At 50.5% G+C, this 20,892-nt stretch carries 20 protein-coding genes and 2 pseudogenes; 12 read left to right on the top strand and 10 right to left on the bottom strand.

Annotated features, from left to right (window positions below; all coding sequences use genetic code 11):
- Positions 1 to 40 precede the first annotated feature (40 nt).
- The 9 genes and pseudogenes from C7M51_RS16980 (at position 41) to C7M51_RS17020 (ending at position 9,265) form a co-directional block, all read left to right on the top strand.
- Positions 41 to 1,135, top strand: a complete 1,095-nt coding sequence (locus C7M51_RS16980) for a glycosyltransferase (RefSeq protein ID WP_160622748.1) — start codon at positions 41 to 43, stop codon at positions 1,133 to 1,135.
- A gap of 67 nt (positions 1,136 to 1,202) precedes the next feature.
- Positions 1,203 to 2,303 carry a glycosyltransferase family 9 protein gene (locus C7M51_RS16985; protein ID WP_160622749.1) on the top strand — a complete coding sequence of 367 codons (1,101 nt, stop codon included), beginning with the start codon at positions 1,203 to 1,205 and terminating at the stop codon, positions 2,301 to 2,303.
- A 53-nt stretch (positions 2,304 to 2,356) separates the two neighbouring features.
- Complete coding sequence (locus tag C7M51_RS16990; RefSeq protein WP_244323849.1) at positions 2,357 to 3,307, top strand: glycosyltransferase; 951 nt, start codon at positions 2,357 to 2,359, stop codon at positions 3,305 to 3,307.
- A 95-nt stretch (positions 3,308 to 3,402) separates the two neighbouring features.
- Positions 3,403 to 4,476, top strand: a complete 1,074-nt coding sequence (gene rfaQ, locus C7M51_RS16995) for a putative lipopolysaccharide heptosyltransferase III (RefSeq protein WP_160622751.1) — start codon at positions 3,403 to 3,405, stop codon at positions 4,474 to 4,476.
- Positions 4,469 to 5,615 (top strand): annotated as a pseudogene (locus C7M51_RS17000) (glycosyltransferase family 4 protein). Before rfaQ ends, C7M51_RS17000 begins: the two are co-directional and overlap by 8 nt.
- 79 nt (positions 5,616 to 5,694) lie before the next feature.
- Complete coding sequence (gene waaA, locus C7M51_RS17005; RefSeq protein WP_160622752.1) at positions 5,695 to 6,969, top strand: lipid IV(A) 3-deoxy-D-manno-octulosonic acid transferase; 1,275 nt, start codon at positions 5,695 to 5,697, stop codon at positions 6,967 to 6,969.
- Positions 6,970 to 7,749: a glycosyltransferase family 2 protein gene (locus C7M51_RS17010; RefSeq protein WP_160622753.1), complete on the top strand. Its 780-nt coding sequence runs from the start codon at positions 6,970 to 6,972 to the stop codon at positions 7,747 to 7,749. It begins immediately after the preceding gene.
- The gene (gene coaD / locus C7M51_RS17015; RefSeq protein ID WP_160622754.1) at positions 7,746 to 8,225 is read left to right on the top strand and encodes a pantetheine-phosphate adenylyltransferase; all 480 of its coding nucleotides are present in this window, start codon (positions 7,746 to 7,748) and stop codon (positions 8,223 to 8,225) included. Before C7M51_RS17010 ends, coaD begins: the two co-directional genes overlap by 4 nt.
- Before the next feature lie 221 nt (positions 8,226 to 8,446).
- Positions 8,447 to 9,265, top strand: a complete 819-nt coding sequence (locus C7M51_RS17020; RefSeq protein WP_160622755.1) for a class I SAM-dependent methyltransferase — start codon at positions 8,447 to 8,449, stop codon at positions 9,263 to 9,265.
- Between the two features lie 108 nt (positions 9,266 to 9,373).
- Here the strand turns inward: C7M51_RS17020 and mutM are convergent, their stop codons facing one another.
- From mutM to radC, 4 genes are all read right to left on the bottom strand, one after another.
- The gene (mutM, locus tag C7M51_RS17025; protein ID WP_160622756.1) at positions 9,374 to 10,183 is read right to left on the bottom strand and encodes a bifunctional DNA-formamidopyrimidine glycosylase/DNA-(apurinic or apyrimidinic site) lyase; all 810 of its coding nucleotides are present in this window, start codon (positions 10,181 to 10,183) and stop codon (positions 9,374 to 9,376) included.
- A 75-nt stretch (positions 10,184 to 10,258) separates the two neighbouring features.
- On the bottom strand, positions 10,259 to 10,426 hold the full coding sequence (gene rpmG, locus C7M51_RS17030; RefSeq protein WP_013094893.1) for a 50S ribosomal protein L33: 168 nt from the start codon (positions 10,424 to 10,426) through the stop codon (positions 10,259 to 10,261).
- An 11-nt stretch (positions 10,427 to 10,437) separates the two neighbouring features.
- Complete coding sequence (gene rpmB / locus C7M51_RS17035) at positions 10,438 to 10,674, bottom strand: 50S ribosomal protein L28 (RefSeq protein ID WP_038629143.1); 237 nt, start codon at positions 10,672 to 10,674, stop codon at positions 10,438 to 10,440.
- Positions 10,675 to 10,913: 239 nt separating this feature from the next.
- On the bottom strand, positions 10,914 to 11,570 hold the full coding sequence (gene radC / locus C7M51_RS17040) for a RadC family protein (RefSeq protein WP_160622757.1): 657 nt from the start codon (positions 11,568 to 11,570) through the stop codon (positions 10,914 to 10,916).
- 201 nt (positions 11,571 to 11,771) lie between these two features.
- Here radC and coaBC point away from each other — a divergent pair.
- The 3 genes and pseudogenes from coaBC (at position 11,772) to slmA (ending at position 14,142) form a co-directional block, all read left to right on the top strand.
- Positions 11,772 to 12,987 (top strand): annotated as a pseudogene (gene coaBC / locus C7M51_RS17045) (bifunctional phosphopantothenoylcysteine decarboxylase/phosphopantothenate--cysteine ligase CoaBC).
- Complete coding sequence (gene dut, locus C7M51_RS17050) at positions 12,965 to 13,423, top strand: dUTP diphosphatase (RefSeq protein WP_167522374.1); 459 nt, start codon at positions 12,965 to 12,967, stop codon at positions 13,421 to 13,423. Before coaBC ends, dut begins: the two are co-directional and overlap by 23 nt.
- Positions 13,424 to 13,545: 122 nt before the next feature.
- Complete coding sequence (gene slmA / locus C7M51_RS17055) at positions 13,546 to 14,142, top strand: nucleoid occlusion factor SlmA (RefSeq protein ID WP_160622758.1); 597 nt, start codon at positions 13,546 to 13,548, stop codon at positions 14,140 to 14,142.
- A 38-nt stretch (positions 14,143 to 14,180) separates the two neighbouring features.
- Here the strand turns inward: slmA and pyrE are convergent, their stop codons facing one another.
- From pyrE to C7M51_RS17085, 6 genes are all read right to left on the bottom strand, one after another.
- Positions 14,181 to 14,822, bottom strand: a complete 642-nt coding sequence (pyrE, locus tag C7M51_RS17060; protein ID WP_160622759.1) for an orotate phosphoribosyltransferase — start codon at positions 14,820 to 14,822, stop codon at positions 14,181 to 14,183.
- Positions 14,823 to 14,879: 57 nt separating this feature from the next.
- The gene (rph, locus tag C7M51_RS17065) at positions 14,880 to 15,596 is read right to left on the bottom strand and encodes a ribonuclease PH (protein WP_160622760.1); all 717 of its coding nucleotides are present in this window, start codon (positions 15,594 to 15,596) and stop codon (positions 14,880 to 14,882) included.
- 110 nt (positions 15,597 to 15,706) lie between these two features.
- On the bottom strand, positions 15,707 to 16,837 hold the full coding sequence (locus tag C7M51_RS17070) for an ABC transporter permease (protein WP_167522391.1): 1,131 nt from the start codon (positions 16,835 to 16,837) through the stop codon (positions 15,707 to 15,709).
- Complete coding sequence (locus C7M51_RS17075; RefSeq protein ID WP_160622762.1) at positions 16,827 to 17,750, bottom strand: ABC transporter ATP-binding protein; 924 nt, start codon at positions 17,748 to 17,750, stop codon at positions 16,827 to 16,829. Before C7M51_RS17075 ends, C7M51_RS17070 begins: the two co-directional genes overlap by 11 nt.
- Positions 17,743 to 18,660, bottom strand: a complete 918-nt coding sequence (locus C7M51_RS17080; protein WP_244323749.1) for an HlyD family secretion protein — start codon at positions 18,658 to 18,660, stop codon at positions 17,743 to 17,745. Before C7M51_RS17080 ends, C7M51_RS17075 begins: the two co-directional genes overlap by 8 nt.
- A gap of 165 nt (positions 18,661 to 18,825) precedes the next feature.
- Positions 18,826 to 20,511 (bottom strand): lysophospholipid acyltransferase family protein, encoded by a 1,686-nt coding sequence (locus tag C7M51_RS17085; protein WP_160622764.1) that lies wholly within the window; start codon positions 20,509 to 20,511, stop codon positions 18,826 to 18,828.
- Positions 20,512 to 20,892 lie beyond the last annotated feature (381 nt).

The raw sequence follows: 20,892 nt of genomic DNA on the forward strand, positions 1-20,892 counted from the left end.
TACACACAGAAGGATTGGAAAATTGTCCAGGCGTATTTTGATGATCATTGATGGCTTACCTGGCGGGGGCGCAGAAAAAGTCGTGCTTACGCTGGCTAAGGGCCTCCTGTCGCTAGGACATCACGTTTCGCTGTTTTCGTTGCGCAGCGTATGTGATTATCCCCTACCGACAGGGCTGGATTATCAAGTGATTCAGGATAGTTGCGATAAGCCATGGCGTAAGCTTACCGAATTGCACCGGCGAGCTCATTTGTTAGACCGGGCGATTATCGATGCTGAGCAACGTAACGGCGCTTTTGATCTGGTGATCTCTCATCTGCATAAAACAGATCGTATTGTCAGCCGCTGTCGCCATCTCGACGCAGCCAAAACCTGGTACTGCCTGCACGGCGTTTTTTCTGCCTCTTATCTGGCTCGACGCAAAGGTTTTTCCCGCTGGCTTAAAATTTACAAAACTCGTCGCGTCTACCAGCATCGCAACATTATTGGCGTATCGCCATTCGTTATTGACGATCTAAAGCAGCATTACGGCATCCAGCCCGCACGGGAAGCGGTAATATTTAATCCGTTCGATGTCCAGCTGATTGTTCAACAGTCCAGAGAACCGTGCGAACTCTCCGGTCAGGATTATCTGCTGCACGTTGGGCGTTTTCATCCAACCAAACGTCACGATCGATTATTAGAAGCTTACGCTCAGAGTGGATTACAGGCACCGCTGGTATTGATTGGTCAGGGCAATCCAGCGCGTATCGCGACACTAAAACAGCTGGCCGAGCGATTAAATATTGCCGAACGTGTCATTTTCAAAGGTTTCACCCATAATCCCTATGCATGGATAAAACATGCACGTATGCTGATTGTCAGTTCAGATAGCGAAGGGTTTGGCAATGTATTGGTTGAGGCACTCCTTTGCCAGACGCCGGTGGTCAGTACCCGTTGTCCAGGCGGCCCGGAAACTATTTTGCAAGGCGAGCTGGCGCGAGGCCTGGCAGAAATGACCAGTGAATCGCTGGCGGAAAGAATGCGAGATATCTATCATCGACCGCCTGAACTTCAGCAGCTTGATCTTTCAGCCTATTCTCTTGAGGTCATTTGTCAGCGTTACCTCACACTGATTGAGCATGAAAAACACTAATGGAATATATTTTTTAACAGGGGATTGTTATGTTTTGCCTCGTTGCCAGTACCGCTGAGGAAACGGTGTGAATTATATTTTTATTTTTATTTTACTACTGCCGATCAAATGGATAAGAAAGCTTTTCCATAAAAAAACCGGGCGTAATCTGGTCATTCAGACCGCCAAGATTGGTGACTTCATTAATATTACACCGCTATTGGCCTACCTGCAGCGCAGCGATGCACTGCTTAGCCGTACCGTCGCTCCCCTCGCACAAAACGACGATACGCTGCAAAAAATTTGGTATATCGAAGATTACAAAAGCAGCCTGTTCGCTAAGATTCGTCTGGCGCTGCTGCTGATGAATCGTTATGACAATGTTTATCTGTTGCATCCCAACAATATCAACCTTTTTTATGCTGCCTGTTGTAATGCCAGAAATAAGCGTTTCCTGTCGAGTTACCGTCGCAAATGGTATCAGGCAGTGTTCTACTGGACGGCCAGCGGCACCGTAAAACATGAAAAAAATACGCTTACGCTAGAAAACTACCTGAAGCTGGGTAATCCACAGCTTACTAAGGATAGCTATCCAAAACATGCCACCCGTCCGCTCCGTCCGCTTGCTACTATCCCCACGGCGTTGCAGCGTCAGGACGGTATTAAAATTGGCCTGAGCATCTCCGCAGGTAATCAGGCAAAAACCATTCCCCCTGTTATCTGGAAACATTTTTTTGATCGGCTGGCCGACCTGCCCTGTCTGTTTTATGTATTCGGCTCGCCTTCTGAAACCGAGCGGCTACAGGCGCTTTATCAGGAGGTGGGAGAGCGTGATAATATTATTAGCCTGATCGGTGATATTCCGCTGGAGGGGCTGCCGCATGCCATCAGCATGATGGACTTTTACGTTGCCTCAGATTCGGGTAATGTTTACATCGCTGATGCCGTTGGTGTGCCGGTGATTTTGATCTACGGTCCCTGCTGCGTAGAAGAACAGCGTCCTTTAGGCGATGTCCTGTTGATTGGCCCCGATAATATCGCACCTTCCTCGTTTGTTTTCGCCGCGCAGTACCGCTTTCCTTACCCGGCAGAACAGCTTTACGCGCTTGATCGGCACAGGCTCGACGATATCCATGACTTTATTGCCACACGCCAGCCGCACCGGCTGCGCCAAACCAAATTCCATTAAACATGACTCAACATTCTGACACCGCTTCTCCTTTACTGAGCGTTATCGTCCCAATGTATAACGCTGGCGATCTGTTCGACAATTTCATGGCGTCACTGCTGGCGCAAACCTTTACCCGCCTCGAAGTTATCATCGTTAATGATGGCTCAACAGACGGCAGCGGCGAACGGGCAGCGGCGTATGCTGCACGCTATGAGCATATCAGCGTAATCGATCAACAGAATGGCGGCGTTTCTCTGGCGCGTAACGCTGGTCTGGCTGTCGCGCGGGGTAAATATGTGACGTTCCCGGATGCTGACGATACGCTATCGCCGACGCTCTATCAGACGCTGGTAGAGATGGCCGAGCAGGATGAGCTGGACGCCGCCCAGTGCAACGCAGAGTGTTTTTATACCGGCAGCCAGCGCGTCAGAACGCTGATTCCCCACGATCGGCTTACCTCAACCGGCGTGCTGGATGGCGCGGCATGGTTAAGCAAGGCGCTGGCAACCCATCGCTATTTACACGTGGTCTGGATGGGCATCTATCGTTTATCGTTGATCAAATCCTGTAATCTGCTGTTTGAGCCGGGACTGCATCATCAGGATATTCCCTGGACAACAGAATTTATGCTTAATGCGCGCCGGGTACGTTATACCGACATTGCTTTATATCGCTATCACGTACATGACCAGTCAATCAGTAACCGCAAACGCACCGGTCAGCGCAACGTAGAGTACCAGCGCCATTATCTGAAAATTGCACGCATGCTGGAGGAGATAAACCAACGCTATCGTGGGAAGGTAAAAATCTATCCAGAGTTTCACTATCAGATTACCCATGAAGCTCTGAGCGTTTGCCACTCAGCGCGTCGTGAGCCGGAGGCCGCTGCGCGTCAGGCTATTATTGCTGATATCTTTGCCACCCAAACTCACCGCCGAATGTTACGCAATGCGCGTGGTCTGAAGCAGTGGTATCAGCTACTGCTCTGGCTCTGCCGACTTTATCGCTGGCGCCAACGTTAAACGGGCAAGACCTGGGGAAAGAAGCATGTGCGGTGCTTTTCCCCCCGCCAGCTTTCCCCTAGAATCGGCTCACTTGATCCTGAGACAGGTTTTGTATGGCAACTATCCCTGCATCCTTTACACCGCGTAATATTCTGGTGATTAAACTACGTCATCATGGCGATATGCTGCTAACGACGCCGGTCATTAATGCGCTGCATCAGCGTTATCCCGACGCCTCGATTGATGTACTGCTCTATCAGGAAACACGTCCGATGTTACAGGCGCATCCCGCCATACGCCATCTGCATCTGATTGACCGTAAATGGAAAAAACTGGGTGTCTGGCAACAGCTGAAACATGAACTGGCGCTGGTCAATGCCGTCCGAAACAGCCGCTACGATCTGGTTATCAACCTGGCCGATCAGTGGCGTAGCGCGTTGATTACGTTAATTTCTGGCGCGCCGGAACGTATTGGTTTCGCCTACAGCAAGCGCGATACCTGTTTCTGGCGCGTCTGCCACAATTGGCTGGTGCCCACGGCAAGCTTTAATCAGCTGCATACCGTCGAACAAAATCTACTGGCGCTTTCCCCACTTGATATCCCGGTAAAGCATATTCCCGTCTCCATGCATTATGACAAAGAAGACTGGCTGGCAGCCGAGCAGCTACTGCTCCAGCAGGGCGTTGATGGCCCCTATGTGGTGATTCAGCCGACGTCACGCTGGGTATTCAAATGTTGGGACGATGAGAAAGTGGCAGCACTGATCGACCGACTAAATCAGCCAGGCCTGAATATTGTCTTAACGGCCGCGCCAGATGCGAAAGAAATGGCGATGATCGAGCATATCCTCTCGCTCTGCCATAACCCACATATCACCACCATTGCCGGTCAGCTTAGCCTGACACAGCTGGCAGCATTGATCGATCATGCGCGACTGTTTATCGGCGTCGATTCCGCACCGATGCATATGGCGGCCGCGCTACAGACCCCTTGCGTAGCGCTGTTTGGCCCGACCAAGCTTCAGCACTGGCGTCCCTGGGGCGAAAACAATCGGGTCATCTGGGCTGGTGATTACGGCCCGCTGCCCTCGCCAGACTCCATCAATACGCAAACCGAGCAACGCTATCTGAGCGCAATTCCGGTTGATGATGTAGTTGCAGCCGCAAGGAGTTTTCTGGATGCGTAACATTCGTCTGGCAATCGTCCGCCAAAAATATCGCCCTGATGGCGGTGCCGAGCGTTTTATTTCACGCGCGCTGGAAGCCCTGAACCATGAACAGCTCGATCTGAACATCATCACGCGCAGCTGGCAAGGCACGCCAAATCCAGACTGGCACCTGCATATTTGCAACCCGCCTAAATGGGGACGCGATATCACGCGAGCGCGGTTTTGCCGCCGCAGCCCGTGCCTGCTGGCTGCGTGAACACTTTGATATCGTACAGAGCCACGAACGGATCGCTGGCTGCGATATTTTTCGCGCCGGAGACGGCGTGCATCGTGTTTGGCTGGAGCAGCGGGCTCGCATCGTCTCACCGCTGCAACGCCTGAGCGCCACACTCAGCCCCTATCATCGCTATGTATTGCGTGCAGAAGAGGAGATGTTTCACTCTTCGGCGTTGAAAAAGGTAATCTGCAACTCGGAGATGGTGAAGCAGGACATCATCCGCTGCTTTAACCTGCCTGACGATCGCATCACAGTAATCTATAACGCTATCGATGCAGAACGTTTTCAGCCTGCGACTGAGGCTACCCGTCACGCAACACGCCAGCAGCTTTCTATCCCTCAGCAGGCCGTCGCGCTGATCTACGTTGGCTCAGGCTTCGAACGTAAGGGATTAAAAGCGGCGATCGAGGCAATAGCCAATAGCGATCGCTATCTGATCGTTGTCGGACAAGATAAGCACCAGTCACGCTATCAGCAGCTGGCTAATCAGCTTAACTGCCTGGATAGGCTACGTTTTGTTGGTGTCCAACAGGACGTGCAGCCTTTTTACCATGCGGCTGATGGTCTGATTCTGCCCACGCTTTATGACCCTTTTCCGAATGTCATTCTGGAGGCGATGGCCTGTGGCCTGCCGGTTATTACCAGTACCGGCTGCGGCGGTGCGGAATTTATCGTACAGGGCGAGCAGGGTTTTGTCTGTGATGCATTAGATATCAATGCATTGCACCAGGCAGCAATGGCGATTCCCGCTAAAGTAGAGAATTCAACGATGGGAGACGCGGCACGCGCCAGAATTTTGCCTTATACACCACAGCGGCTGGGCGCTGAGTTAAATTCGCTTTATCAGCAGCTACTGGCGACCACGGCGGAAGATAGATGAGCGCAGGCGCGTTATCTGCTAACATGCACATTCCGCATATTTTGCCCAGGTTTGACGCATAAGTGTCGTAAAGATCGGTATGACGACGATTTACACCACCCTGCTTTACCTTATACAGCCTCTGATTTGGCTGCGCCTTTGGCTGCGCGGTCGTAAAGCGCCTGCCTATCGTAAACGCTGGGCGGAACGCTACGGTTTCTGCGCAGGCAAAGTCAGTCCTGGCGGCATCTTGCTGCATTCGGTTTCCGTAGGGGAGACGCTGGCGGCGGTGCCGCTGGTGCGAGCGCTACGTCATCGATACCCGACGTTGCCGATTACCGTTACTACGATGACGCCAACCGGATCGGAACGCGCGCAGTCAGCTTTCGGTAAAGATGTCCATCATGTCTATCTGCCCTATGACCTGCCTGGTGCCGTTCATCGTTTTCTTAATACCGTCGATCCCCGGCTGGTAATTATTATGGAAACCGAGCTGTGGCCGAATCTGATTAAGGCTCTGCACGATCGCCAAATACCGCTGGTTATTGCTAATGCGCGTCTGTCGGCACGCTCGGCTGCAGGTTATAAAAAGCTGGGTAAATTTATGCGTCGCCTGCTGCAACGCATTACGCTGATTGCTGCGCAGAATGAAGAAGATGGTGCGCGTTTTATTGAACTGGGTCTGAAACGTTCTCAACTGGCTATCACCGGCAGCCTGAAATTTGATATTTCCGTGACGCCAGAGCTGGCGGCGCGTGCAGTAACGCTACGTCGTCAATGGGCGCCTCGTCGTCCGGTCTGGATCGCCACCAGCACCCATGAAGGGGAAGAAAGCATGATGCTGGAGGCGCATCGTCGTCTGCTATCGCACTTTCCCGATCTGTTGCTGATTCTGGTACCGCGCCATCCGGAACGCTTCGAAAGCGCGCGCGAAATGACGCAAAAAAGCGGCTTCAGCTATACCTTACGCAGCAGCGGTGAAATTCCCTCCAGCGGTACTCAGGTTGTGATTGGCGATACCATGGGCGAACTGATGCTGCTGTATGGCATTGCCGATCTCGCTTTTGTCGGCGGTAGCCTGGTAGAGCGTGGCGGCCATAATCCGCTGGAGCCAGCCGCCCATGCGATTCCCGTGCTGATGGGGCCTCACACCTTCAATTTTAAAGATATTTGCAGCAAGCTGAAGCAGGCAGATGGCTTGATCACCGTAACGGATACCGCCTCGCTGGTACATGAAATTGGCAACCTGCTGGTTGATGATGACTATCGGCGCTATCACGGACGCCATGCGGTTGAGGTACTGCATCAAAACCAGGGCGCATTACAGCGTCTGCTTCAGTTGCTCGAACCTTATCTGCCGCCACGGAACCATTAAATGACCACCCGCCAACGCCTGTCTGTCGTGATGATCGTTAAAAACGAAGCTGAGCTGCTGCCAGCATGTCTCGCCTCGGTTAGCTGGGCAGATGAGCTTATTGTGCTCGATTCCGGCAGCAGCGACGATACGCTCGCTATCGCACAGCAGCACGGCGCAAAGGTTTTTCAGTCACAGGAGTGGCCGGGCTATGGCAAACAGCGTCAGCTGGCGCAATCTTACGCCAGCGGCGAGATGATTTTGATGATCGATGCGGATGAACGCGTAACGCCTGAGCTGCGTACCGCTATTGAACAGGTGCTTAACTGCGCGCCGCAGCCGAACAATGTCTACAGCCTGGGGCGATTAAACCTGTTTCTGGGCCGTTTTATGCGTCACAGCGGCTGGTATCCCGACCGCGTAGTTCGCCTCTATCCCCGAACTTACCGCTACAACGATCATCAGGTTCATGAATCGCTGGAGACCGGAAAGGCACAGGTGATTCCTCTCTCAGGTCATCTACAACACCTTACCTGTCGTGACTTCCCGGCTTTTCAGCGTAAACAGCTGGCCTATGCCGAAGCCTGGGCGCAGCAGCGGCATCAGCAGGGTAAGCGCTGCGGCGTTTTTTCTATTTTTAGCCATACGCTGGGCGCTTTTTGTAAAACCCTGCTGCTGCGCGCCGGTTTTCTTGATGGATCGCAGGGCTGGATATTAGCTGTGGTAAATGCGCAATATACTTTCAATAAGTACGCGGCGCTGTGGGCGCTGGGTCAGTCAGCGAACGGAGATAAATCATGAGCACTAAAGCTATCTATCCCGGTACTTTTGATCCCCTGACGAACGGGCATCTGGACATTTTAAGCCGCGCCGCAACGATGTTCGATCACGTCATTCTGGCTATTGCCGCCAGCCCATCAAAAAAACCCATGTTCAGCCTCGAAGAACGCGTTACGCTGGCGCAGCAGGCAACGGCACACCTGGCTAACGTAGAAGTAACCGGCTTTAGCGATCTGATGGCGAACTTTGCCCGCGAACGGCAGGCAAATGTGCTGGTACGCGGCCTGCGGGCGGTGTCTGATTTTGAATATGAATTGCAGCTGGCCCATATGAATCGCCACCTGCTGCCTTCGCTGGAAAGCGTATTTTTAATGCCTGCTGAAGCCTATTCTTTTGTCTCCTCCACGCTGGTAAAGGAAGTGGCGCGCCACGGCGGCGAGGTAAAAGCTTTTCTGCCGGAGCCGGTTTACCAGGCGTTGCTGGCAAAGCTGGCATAGTTAGCATTCTGTCGGCGCGCCGAAACCGCGCCGTTATTCCCTTTTCCCTACTGCTTTATTATTTCCCGACAAAAGTGCTCTCCGTTTATCGCTATATAAATTACTATATTTCGATTTTAGTTAATAAATAATAATCAATGGCTTCTTAACATGATGAAAGCACGATAGTACATATGGTAAGGCATCAAACTCATCGTTATCGCATTATCTGAGGAGGGAATGTGCTGATTAATAATATCGATTTTGCTGATCTCTATCGCCAGCAGTGGAAACTTAACCAGCGTACGGAAAAAGCCCCTGAACATTGGGATAAGCGTGCTGAAAAATTCGCCCTGAGCTGTGACAATCCCGATAATGCCTACCTGAAACAGCTGCTGGAAAAGATCGACCTGCAAGACGCTGGCACGCTACTGGATATGGGCTGTGGCCCCGGCTCTGTCTGCCTGCCGCTGGCGGATAAATTGATACACGTTTATGGCGTTGATTACAGTCAGGGCATGCTACAGGTAGCCAGACAACGGGCGCAACAGGCCGGTATTGATAACCTCACGCTGATACGACGCGCCTGGGAAGAGAGCTGGGATGATTTACCGATATGCGATATTGCCGTGGCCTCGCGATCGACACTGGTTGCCGATCTCAGACAGGCGCTGACTAAGCTTAACCAAAAAGCGCGGCTGCGGGTCTACACCACGCATCTCGTCACGCCATACTTTATCTCGCCGCTTATTCAGCGCGCGCTGGGCCGCGAGGTTACAACTCATCCCACCTACATTTATGCCGTTAATCTTCTTTATCAGATGGGCATACACGCCTGCGTTGATTTTATTCGCGACGCTCGCCTGCCGCCCGATCCGGATGATTTTGAGCGCTTTGCTGAAAGCGTAAGCTGGTCAGGCGGCACGCTCAGCTCTGAGGATCGGCAACGTCTGTATGAACTCTGGCAGGAGCAACGCCGCCTGGGCAGGCTCTCTACCCTGCTTCCACCGCGCGACTGGGCGCTGGTCTGGTGGGATACCTCTTCCACTGCGGGCACATAACCCTGATATTTCACGCCGCCGCTCAGATGCAACGGCTAACCTCTGCGCCCTGGTTCGTACCCTATTCAGTTACGCCTGTTTCTGCTCTTTACCGCACAGAACGCCGTTTTAGTGCTGGCAACAACGACAGAAGAAGGTGCTGCGCTGACCATGTTTGGCGCTCTCAATGGGTGTTCCACACACGCGGCAGGGTTCACCCGCGCGCCCATACACCTGTAGCTCCTGGGCAAAGTAGCCGGGCTTACCGTCGCTTTGCAGGAAGTCGCGCAGCGTCGTACCGCCCTGCTCGATAGATCGCAGCAATACCGCCTTGATAGTTTTCACCAGCAGCGCCGCTTCTTCTTTAGTCAGGGACATGGCCGGACGATCGGGCAAGATCCCGGCGGCAAACAGCGATTCGCTGGCGTAGATATTCCCCACACCGACCACCAGCTTATTATCCATCAGCCAGGGCTTGACGGCGGTGCGCTTACCGCGCGATTTCTCAAACAGGTAGTCGGCACTGAAAGCTTCACTAAGCGGTTCCGGGCCAAGGTGCGCCAGCACGTTGCTGCCCTGTAGATCATTACTCCAGAGCCAGGCACCGAAACGACGCGGATCGGTGTAGCGCAGCACCTTGCCATTGCTCATCACCAGATCAACATGATCGTGTTTTGCCGCCGGGATCTCTTCCGGCAGAATGCGCAGGCTGCCCGACATGCCAAGATGGATAATAATCCATCCCTTCGGCAGCTCCAGCAGCAGGTATTTCGCACGACGCTGCACGCTCAATACTGGTTGATCGCTCAGGGCATGAATTTCCTGTGAGACAGGCCAGCGCAGCCGCGAATTACGTACCACAGCATGCAGAATTGTCTCTCCAACCAGGTGCGGTTCAATACCGCGACGGCTGGTTTCTACCTCTGGTAACTCAGGCATGGCAGCTCCTCACGTTTTACGGTCTCATAAAAACAAAAAACCCGGCCGAAGCCGGGTTTTCTGTGGAAGCCACAATTATTTAATTTTGGCTTCTTTGTACATCACATGCTGACGTACAACCGGATCGAACTTTTTCAGTTCCAGTTTTTCCGGCTTAGTACGTTTGTTCTTCGTGGTGGTATAGAAGTGACCTGTACCAGCAGAGGAAACCAGCTTGATCTTCTCACGAATACCTTTAGCCATGATTCAGTTCCTTAGTACTTCTCACCACGGGCACGCAGATCGGCCAGAACCGTATCAATGCCCTTTTTGTCAATTACACGCATACCTTTAGCAGATACGCGCAGGGTAACGAAACGCTTCTCGCTCTCAACCCAGAAACGGTGAGAGTGCAGGTTCGGCAGGAAACGGCGTTTCGTCGCGTTCATTGCGTGGGAACGGTTGTTACCGGTCACCGGACGCTTGCCAGTTACTTGGCAGACTCGTGACATGTCAATTCTCCAAAAATCAAATCAGCTCGAGCTTTAAAAATTAGGTCTTGGCCGCCTCGTCAGGCTGGTAGCCCATCCAGGCGAGTTCGATGCGAACCCGCTGAGCAGGCCGAAACGCCAAACCCGAGATTCTCAAAGGTGGCGTAGTATACGCCTTGTCGCGTCGGTGCTCAAGTCCCGAACAGATAAAGATCCCTCTGGATCGCCGCAATAGCGCAGGAATGAGGCAATTTTACTCATTAAAGCCAGCCTCTTTCGGCAAAAGAAACATATTCGCCTTTTCCGATAACCAGATGATCTAATACGCGAATATCCATCAGCTGACAGGCCTGTTTAATCTGCCGGGTAATATCGCGATCGGCAGCACTGGGCTCAGCACAGCCGGAAGGATGATTATGCGCCAGAATCATCGCGGCGGCATTAAGCTTCAGCGCCGCCCGGACAATTTCCCGAGGATGTACCTCCACGCTGGCGATAGTCCCTGAAAACAGCTGCTGCGCCTGTAAAACGCGGTGCTGGTTATCAAGAAAAATAGCCATGAAAATTTCCCGTTCCTGATGGGCCAGCACGCTTTGCAGATAGCGTTGCGTAACCTGCGGGCTTTCCAGCGCATTTTCGCGCATCAGCTGCGCATCAAAAAAGCGTCGCGCCAGCTCTGCCACCGCATGCAGCTGCGCCAGCTTGGCATCCCCGACTCCTTTTATCGCGCTAAAAGCGCTTTTTTCTGCACTCATCAGCAGATACAGCGAGCCAAAAGCCATTAGTAGCTCATTCGCCAGTATCATAACTGGCTTACCGCTGGTGCCGGTTCGTAAAAAAATGGCCAGTAACTCAGCATCACTTAACGCCGAAGCGCCTCTTTGCTCCAGTTTTTCCCTTGGCTTCAACACGCGCATTCTCCCTCGCTGGCGCAGACATTTATCAGGCAGTTACTTTGCACCTGGCGTTAAAAACGCGCCAGCGGGCAGGCTTTTCTTTTCGGCATGGCTCGCAAAGGTGGCGGGATGCTAAAGGGCGCGGCGGTGAGAGTATGGTAAAATAGCGCCATTGTGTTGCCGCCAGGCATCTCGGCAGGTTTGATAAAGGTAGACATGAAAATGATGGGCTTAACCGGAAAACATATCGTGGTCGGCGTCAGCGGCGGCATTGCCGCGTATAAAACGCCGGAGCTGGTACGCCGTTTACGCGACCGCGGCGCAGAAGTTCGCGTTGTAATGACACAGGCGGCTAAGGCCTTCATTACGCCACTAACGCTGCAGGCGGTTTCTGGCTACCCGGTTTATGACGATCTGCTCGACCCGGCGGCAGAAGCGGCAATGGGGCATATCGAGCTGGGGAAATGGGCCGATTTAGTTATCCTTGCTCCCGCTACGGCTGATTTAATTGCACGCGTAACGGCAGGCATGGCGAACGATCTGGTAACGACGACCTGTCTGGCTACCGCAGCGCCAATTGCCGTTGTGCCCGCCATGAATCAGCAAATGTATCGCGCCCTGCCAACGCAGGAAAACCTACAGCGCCTTGCCGGACGTGGCGTAATGATTTGGGGGCCGGATAGCGGCAGCCAGGCATGCGGGGATGTTGGGGCCAGGGCGAATGCTTGACCCACTGGAAATTGTCGATCACGCCGTCGCCTGGTCAACGCCGGCTAACGATCTACAACATCTTAATATTATGATTACCGCTGGTCCTACGCGTGAGGCGCTGGATCCGGTTCGCTACGTCACTAACCACAGTTCCGGCAAGATGGGCTTCGCCATCGCCGCCGCCGCCGCTGCCAGAGGCGCAAATGTCACGCTGGTCGCCGGGCCAGTCACGCTCGCAACACCCGCTGGCGTGAAGCGCATTGATGTCACCAGCGCGCTGGAAATGCAAAAAGCGGTTATGGCGCAAATTACACAGCAACAGATTTTCATTGGCAGCGCAGCCGTGGCAGACTATCGCGCAGCGGACATCTCGGCGGAAAAAATTAAAAAACAGGGTGATGAAATCACGCTGAAAATGGTAAAAAACCCCGATATTGTCGCCGGTGTCGGTGCCATGCTCGAGCAGCGGCCCTACGTTGTAGGGTTTGCCGCTGAAACCCGTAATGTGGAAGAATACGCCCAACAAAAACGTGTGCGGAAGAATCTGGATCTTATCTGCGCCAACGATGTTTCTAAATCCGGGCAAGGTTTCAACAGCGATACCAATGCTCTTCACCTTTTCTGGCAGGAGGGAGAAAAAGTTTTGCCGCTCATGGATAAAACGCTCCTTGGCCAGCAGTTATTAGACGAGATTGTCAGCCGTTATGATGAAAAAAATCGACGTTAAGATTCTTGATGCGCGCGTAGGCAAAGAATTTCCTCTGCCTGCCTATGCTACCTCTGGTTCCGCAGGATTAGACCTGCGCGCCTGTCTTGATGCTCCGCAGGAACTGGCACCGGGCGCCACTACGCTGGTGCCAACCGGGTTGGCGATTCATATCGCCGATCCCGCCCTGGCGGCTGTGATTCTGCCACGCTCCGGCCTTGGTCATAAGCACGGTATCGTGCTGGGTAACCTGGTCGGCCTGATTGATTCAGATTATCAGGGCCAGCTGATGGTTTCTGTCTGGAACCGTGGTCAGGAGAGCTTCACGATTCAGCCAGGCGAGCGTCTTGCCCAGCTGGTGTTCGTTCCGGTCGTACAGGCGGAATTTAACCTGGTAGAAGATTTTGATGCCAGCGCACGCGGTGAAGGCGGCTTCGGTCATTCAGGTCGGAATTAAACGCACAACTACTTACCCTCCGTAAACCGAATTATTAAATTTTCAGCACCGTGAGAACCCTTCTCACGGATGCTGCGTGGGCCTATGCCCGTTTATGGTAAATCTCAGGGGTTTATAACGTCATGGCAGAAAAAAAGTGCGCGAAAAGGAATCGTCGCGATGAAATCCTGCAGGCTCTGGCGCAAATGCTGGAATCCAGCGACGGTAGCCAACGTATTACAACAGCAAAGCTGGCCGCAACGGTCGGTGTTTCCGAAGCAGCACTGTATCGTCACTTTCCCAGCAAAACGCGGATGTTTGACAGCCTGATCGAGTTTATTGAAGACAGTTTAATTACGCGCATCAATACCATCCTGAAAGATGAGAAAGAAACCATAATGCGTCTGCGTCTGATTGTGCAGCTGATTCTTGGTTTTGGCGAACGTAACCCCGGACTAACACGCATCCTTACTGGTCATGCGCTGATGTTTGAGCAGGATCGTTTACAGGGGCGCATTAATCAGCTTTTCGAGCGTATTGAAGCACAGCTGCGGCAGGTATTGCGCGAGCGGAAAATGCGAGAAGGTGAAGGTTTTGCGACGGATGAGACACTGCTGGCGAGTCAGCTGTTAGCCTTCTGTGAAGGGCTTCTGTCACGTTTTGTTCGCTCTGAGTTCCGCTATCTCCCCACGCAGGATTTTGAAGCGCGTTGGCCGCTGCTGGCGGCACAGCTGGTATAAACAATGTGCCGGGCAACAGGCCCGGCATCACTTTCAGTTCAGATACCGTAAGTTTGACGATAGGCACGCACTGCCGCCAGATGATCGGCCATTTCCGGTTTTTCTTCCAGGTACTCAATCAGATCGCCAAGAGTAATAATGGCGGTCACGTGGCACTGGTAGTCGCGTTCCACTTCCTGAATCGCTGAAATCTCGCCGCGTCCCCGTTCCTGACGATCGAGCGAAATCAGTACGCCAGCCAGACGAGCGCCGTGAGCGGCGATAATTTCCATTGACTCGCGTATGGCTGTACCAGCGGTAATCACATCATCAACCAGCATAACGCGTCCCTGTAACGGGCTACCAACCAACGTGCCGCCTTCACCGTGATCTTTCGCTTCCTTACGGTTGAAGCAGTAAGGCACATCACGCTGATGGTGATCGGCAAGCGCCACGGCGGTCGTTGTGGCGATAGGAATACCTTTGTAAGCGGGGCCAAACAGTAAATCAAAATCGACACCGGAATCGACCAGCGCCTGAGCGTAAAAGCGCCCCAGCAGTGCTAAATCCCGTCCGGTATTAAACAGGCCCGCATTAAAGAAATAGGGGCTTTTACGGCCTGATTTCAACGTAAACTCGCCAAATTTCAGCACCTGTTTATTTAAAGCAAACTCAATAAATTCCCGCTGCCAGGCTTTCATTTTGCTCTCCTCAAAAAATAGCCGTAAAAAAGGCGACTCGCTGGTCGCCTGAAATGATTAGCTGTTCAGCGCCGCCTTCTGCGCCTGAATCAGGGTTTCGATGCCGCCCCGCGCTAGTGCCAGCAGCGTTAACAGTTCCTCATGGCTGAAGGGTTCGCCTTCAGCGGTGCCCTGCACTTCAATCATGCGCCCATCTTCCATCATGACTACGTTCATATCGGTTTCGGCTGCGGAATCTTCCACATACTCCAGATCGCAGACCGCTTCGCCGTTAACGATGCCGACAGAAATTGCCGCTACCATCCCTTTCATAGGATTTTTCGCCAGCTTGCCGTTGGCAACTAACGCATTGAGCGCATCCGCCAGCGCAACGCAGGCACCGGTAATAGAGGCGGTACGGGTGCCACCGTCAGCCTGTAATACGTCACAGTCGAGCGTAATGGTAAATTCACCCAACGCCTTCAAATCGACCGCCGCACGCAGCGAGCGGGCAATCAACCGCTGAATTTCAAGGGTTCGCCCGCCCTGTTTGCCTTTTGCCGCTTCACGTGCGTTACGGCTATGGGTTGAGCGCGGCAGCATGCCATATTCTGCCGTAATCCAGCCCTGGCCCTGGCCTTTCAGGAAACGTGGAACGCCTTCTTCCACCGTGGCAGTACAAAGTACTTTAGTGTCGCCGAACTCAACCAGTACAGAACCTTCTGCATGTTTGGTGTAATGACGAGTCAGGGTAACGGGACGCACCTGCTGTGTGAGACGGCCTGCTGGACGCATGGTTTTTCTCCGGCTTGCTAAATAGTGGCTGCGCATTATACGGATTTAGCGCTGTTCTGCCTACCGCCCCTTGCCCCGGTATCCGGCGGAAAAAAATATTCAGGTGGCTGTCAGTCCAGTGTTTTACGGAAAGATTTTAGCGCAATCCCTACAATAATAAGCGCAAGCAATCCCAGCGGCAGCAGGTCAGACAACAGATCGATAAAGCCATAACCTTTTAGCATGATCCCCTTAATTAACCGTATAAAGTAGGTTAATGGCAGACAAGACCCTATCCACTGCGCCCATACCGGCATACTAATAAAAGGGCTGATAAAACCGGAAAGCATAACGGAAGGGATAAAGTAGAAAGAGGACATCTGCAAAGCCTGAAGCTGGTTTTGCGCCAGACTTGAAATAGTGATGCCGATCGATAAACAAAGAAAAACGTAAACAAACAGCACCAGAAAAAGAAGAAAAACATTACCTAACAAAGGAATGCCGAATAAGTACACGGCGCAGAGCAAGATCAGTAACGACTGAAAAATACCGATAAGGACATAAGGAACGATTTTACCGGTGATCACTTCCAGGCTGGTCAAGGGAGAAATAAGTAAATTTTCAATAGCGCCACTTTCACGCTCCCTGGTAATCGCCAGCGCGGTCATCAATACAAGCGTCGTGCTAAGTATCGAACCGATGATGCCAGGTATCGTGTTGTATTGGGTAATCCCTTCCGGGTTAAACATACGATGAATCACTAACTCAAAATCATCTTCTTTCAGTTCACTGCGCATGGAAGGAGGCAGGTCCTGTTGAAACATCGTTTTTGCCGCCTGTGTAATAGCGCTTAACGCATTTCCTATCGTTAATGGATCGATAGCATCTCCCTGAACCAGTATCTGCGGCTTCTCTCCACGCAGCATATCCCGGCTGAAACCCTGCGGGATAGTGATAATGAAGATGATATCGCCACGCACAAATGCAGAGCGCGCCTGTTTTTCCGATTGAAAAGGAATCATCGAAAAATAGCCTGTGTTTTGTGCCGCAGAGACAAACACCTGGCTCATTTGCTCTGTGTCATAATTTAACAACGCGGTAGGGATATTGCGTGCATCCATATTAACGGCATAGCCAAGGATAGTCAGCTGGAGTAATGGCGTAATCACAACCATAGCCATGCTGATTTTGTCACGACGCAGCTCGTGAATTTCCTTAATCACTACGCCAATCCAGCGTAAAAAAGAAAAATTAATTCTCATTTTTTTTAGCATTGTTTTTCATTAGCCAGGTAAAGGCATCTTCCAGCGTCGTTTCTACTTTACAAACGTCATAATCAGAAGTAACAGCCTGTGATAAAATTGGATTTAATACTGCTTCATCCTCTGCCGTAACAAAAAGGCTGTTACCAAAAATCACCGTTTGTTCAATGCCCGGCATTTTAAGCAGCTCATTTTCCAGTTCCGTCAGCTTCTTACCGCTTATTTTCACCGTAGTCAGATTCTGCTCCTGAATAATCGATCGGACGCTACCGTTCGCTAACAGATTGCCATAAGAGAGATAAGCTACCTTATGGCATCGCTCAGCCTCATCCATATAGTGCGTACTGACCAGTATTGAGATGCCTCGATCGGAAAGCTGATGAAGGATTTGCCAGAATTCACGGCGCGCTTTGGGATCGACACCGGCGGTCGGTTCATCCAGAAAAAGCAAAGAAGGCTGATGCAGCGTACAGGCGGCAAGCGCCATGCGCTGCTTCCATCCTCCTGAAAGAAATTTTGCCAGCTGATGCTGGCGCGATGTAAGCCCCAGTTCATCCAGCGTCTGATCAACGCGCGCTTTGCCCTTATCCAGATTATAAATACGCGTGATAAACAACAGATTTTCCCGAATGGATAAGTTACCCCACATAGAGAAATGCTGCGTCATATAGCCTATATGACGTTTTATCTGAGCCCGCTGGGTAAAAATATCCATACCGAGGCAGTGCCCGTTCCCTGAATCAGGCGTAATCAACCCGCACATCATGCGTATTGAGGTAGTTTTCCCGCTGCCGTTTGGCCCCAAAAAGCCATATATCTCGCCTTTTCTCACCGTCAGTGAGAAATCTTTTACCGCATGGTTACTGCCAAAATGCTTATTAAGTTTGCTAACCTCAATACAGATATCACTCATCAGAAACAACCTCGATATCTACGGGCTGTCCTGTTTTGATAAAGGGGAGATCCTCTTTTACGGGAACGGCTTCAGCCATAAACAACAGTTTTTCACGACGCTTAGTACTGTAAATAACGGGCGGAGAGAACTCAGCCTGAGGGCTGATATAATTGATACGAGCTGACAGCGGCCTGCTACACCCGTCACAATAAACTTTTATCCGGGTTCCCGTATGGACTTCGCCCAGCCGCTTTTCAGGCACGTAGAAGCGGATTTTAATACGATCCGGGGAAAGGAGGCTGATAACAGGGCGGTCAGCGGCTGGACGCTCACCGGGCTGATAAAGAATGTCATAAACCAGCGCATCCTGTGGAGCAAACAGCGTTCTTTGCTGGAGATCCCAGCGGGCTTTATCACGCTGCAGCGTGGCCGACTCAACACGTGATTTTTGATTATTAATCTCAGCCTGACGGGCTGGTAACTCTTTGACTTCCAGCTGATGCAGCAGCTCCTTCACCTGCGCATTTTTCTGTACATAATCTTCTTTTGCCTTTTCCCATTCAGCAACGGACACCATTTCTTCTTTATAAAGACGCTGTTGCCTTTCCAGCTGCCTCTTCGCCAGACTGGCGGCTGATTTTGCTCTTTCAAGCTGCGCATGAATCATATTCAACGCGGCCTGGCGTTCACCCGTTTCTAAGTTATGCAACAACGCCTGCTCAGCCAGCACATTCTCTTCCGCTATACGCAGGGCATTTTCCGCAGTGAAATTAACCAGCTGCATAAGCTTCTGCCCTTTACTGACCGTCTCTCCTTTGGTAACAAATAGCGCTTCTACTTCTTCCGTAAAGGGGAACGACAGATAGGTAAACTCACCATAGGTATAGCCGGCTAAGGCAAGCGGTTCTGAGTCTTTACAGCCTGCCAAGAAAGTTAACGTGCAAAAAAATATAATAATCTTTTTAGTCAGCATCTTAAAAATTCCAGAAAGCAATCAAAGTAGGGCAAGGTCATCTCAGTTGCTTATTAAAGGCTGAAAAGCCCTTAATAAGACTTGATGAGATGTCAAAAAAACTAACCACATCTCAGGCTATTATTTAGGTAGATAACGCTTACCATAGCTTTTCTTGAGCTTATCTATTTCACACAGATTTAACCCAGCGATGGAATTAAAATGCTTATCCTCGACAAAACATAATATTTTTGAGCCTCCTGCACTATACCACTTAGCCGCTTGCTTATAGGGCCAGGGGAGATCGCAGCCCAGCTCTCGCAATTCAATATTAAGCTTTTTCCAGTCTTCATCAAAATGGTCACCGCTAAATAAACGATTAATATCTTCATCGACCAAATCATATTTTTCCACAGGAGAGCAGGCATCTTGATCCGCTGAAAGATAAGTTTGGTAAAAACCAATCATTAATTTTTTTGCATAATCCGAGTAATTTTGTGGAATCGTTAGCACCCCAATGAGGTATTTATATTCGCTGTGTTTAAGCGCAACATTAAATATTCCTTTCCAAAGTTCATCAAGGACGTTAGTTTTCTGATACTGCTTTTGTATAAAACCTCGGCCAATCTCAATACTTTTGCTGGCAATTGCCGAAAATTCCTGTTTGTAATTAAAAAGCTCATTACTATAGAGACCTTGCAATCCTCTCTTTGCAATCTGTTCACCTGCCATAACAAAACGGTAAGCCCCGGCGATTTCAAGCCTTTCAGGATCCCATACCATGATATGCTGATAATCTTTATCATAGATGTCGTTATCATAATCCTGTCCCGTTCCGGCACCTATCTCCCGAAAACAGATCTCACGTAGACGTCCCAACTCTCTTAATACAGGTGAATATTCCGTACCCTGATGGCGATACAGCAGAACAATTTTGCCATCATTAAGCTTTTTTAGCTCGGTGCAGCTCTCCAGCGCTGCACTTAATAACTTTTTGTCCAGAGGGGGAGCAACTGGCGTAATTACAGGCAATATTCCCGGCTGGTTTTGACCTGCTCTTTTTATGTGCTCCATGAATGAAGCTGCGACTTCGCCCATTCGTTCTTTATCAACGTCCAGTTTTGCTAAGTTAACCTGCTGAAGAAAATTAATTTTCAGTGTCTTACCGCTATGGCGTAAGCATTCTCTGATAACCATCAGGTTAGAAAGCGGACGCCAAAACCTGGCGGTAATGTAGTAACGCCAGGTATTTAAGCCCTGGATATTTACAGGTACTAAAGCAGCATTGTTCTTTGTGGCGAGATGGATAAAGCCAGGATTCCATGGAGCTTCCTGCAGCCCTGTTTTTTTCAAGCTGGCAAGCCTACCTGAAGGGAAAATAACGAGCACACCACCTTTTTTAAGGTGCGCATTCATTTCCCGATATTGACTGGTGCCCATTTTTCCCTGCATATTTCTGATGCCAATCGTTAAGCTTTTTGTTTTTGGCAACATATGGGTCAGCACCTGGTTGGCTACGATTTTGATATCGCGCCTCACTTTAGCAGCGGCGACAATCACGCCCATTCCATCAATAACGGTAGGATGATTTGCTATAATAACGACAGGACCTTCACTGGGAATGTTATAAACATTATCAACAGCCAAATTAATCCGTAACTTTTCTACTACAGCTTCTAACCAGTCTATACCATCTTTGTTTTCAGCCGCCTTTACGCGAGAGAAAAGCGCATCTAATCCTACAGCCCAGCGGATACATTTCTTTTGTAGGGGAGTAACCTTTTTCTCTGGAAAAAACTCCTTTATAATCTCATCAATTACATCCATTGTATTTCCTTCTCCTTAATATTTATTTTATTTACTCATTTATCATGTTTTCCCTCAGCTTACTTAATAGTAAACTTTCAACCTTAGTTGAAACTAAGAAATTATTAGCCATAACTTATTTATTATATGATAAAAAGGCTCAAGGAAAAATAATATCATTAAAAATATTTTTAAATCATAAATTTATTAAATTTAGTAAAATAAACAACAAATTACTTGTTATTATTATTCAATTGATAATCATTTAAAAGTCAATTAAATGTAATTTAATTAAAATGCTAATGCATATCAATAACCGTTTAAATAAAATAATTTAATGGAAAACTACAACACCAGATTTTTTTCTGAAGGTTAAGTAATCCTGGAGGCCTTAATCCTTGT

Origin of the sequence: Mixta intestinalis (genome assembly GCF_009914055.1) — a bacterium.
Lineage (GTDB): Bacteria > Pseudomonadota > Gammaproteobacteria > Enterobacterales > Enterobacteriaceae > Mixta > Mixta intestinalis.